The sequence below is a fragment of the Oleiphilus sp. HI0123 genome (assembly GCF_001635315.1).
The window spans coordinates 1-953 of record NZ_LWGE01001623.1 but is presented as its reverse complement, the minus strand read 5'-3'; the positions used below and the strand labels follow the sequence as shown (position 1 = coordinate 953).

Genomic DNA, 953 nt, shown 5'->3' with positions numbered 1-953 from the left:
CCAGATAATGAAGCGCCTAAAAGGTAAAATGAACTTGGCAGTAGCTATGCCTATGGCTGACCTTAAACACCAGATTACCTGCTTAGTCTACGATGGCTTTTTGCAATCCACGCCCTATACCTCGCTAAAGAGCTTTCCTAGATATTTGCAAGCTTGCTCTCTACGCTATGACAAAATGGCAAGAGATATGGCCAATGAAAGGCGCTATGTACCCTTACTATCCGAATGGTGGGAGCAATACGAACTTCGAAAAAAACAGCTGGATGCTCAAGGTTTAAAGTGCGAAAACCTGGAGCGATTTCGCTGGTTACTGGAGGAGCAACGAGTGTCTTGGTATTCACAGCAATTGGGTACGAGTGAGACTGTCTCAGAGAAAAGGTTAAACAAACTCTGGGAGAGCGTTAGGCGGTAGCCGAATACTCACCAAGGTTGGCTCAAATATTGGTTGTCATTAAAGCTCGTAAAACGTAATCTGTGCAGCTATTTTCTTACTTATCGGCTTGTACTTAGTGCAGGTTTTGAATCTAAACGCGGTACGCTTGTCATGCTTGCCGTTAGCAAAGAGGTGACCATGATAAAGGCTGCTATTTCTGGTACTGGGCTGTTTACACCAAGTGAATCTATTTCAAATGATGAGCTTGTTGCGAGTTTTAACGCCTATGTGCAAAGCTTTAATCGTGAAAATGCTGACAAAATAGCCGCAGGCGAACTCGAAGCGCTACAAGAATCTTCTTCCGCTTTTATCGAAAAAGCTTCTGGAATTAAAAGCCGATACGTAATGAATAAGGCTGGCATTCTTGACCCTGAAATAATGCACCCATTGCTACCTGAGCGCTCCAATGACGAGCCTAGTATCTTATGCGAAATGGCCGTTAAAGCAGCCAAAGATGCGCTCAAAAATGCAAACAAAACCGTCGCTGATATCGATGCCGTCATCGTCGCTTGCTCGAATC

At 44.3% G+C, this 953-nt stretch carries 1 protein-coding gene and 1 pseudogene; both read left to right on the top strand.

The window, feature by feature from the left end; translation table 11 throughout:
• On the top strand, positions 1–412 hold a 412-nt coding region (locus A3761_RS21825), incomplete at its 5' end, for a DUF3418 domain-containing protein (protein WP_156492027.1).
• A gap of 159 nt (positions 413–571) precedes the next feature.
• Positions 572–953 (top strand): annotated as a pseudogene (locus A3761_RS21820) (beta-ketoacyl-ACP synthase III); the annotation flags it as partial.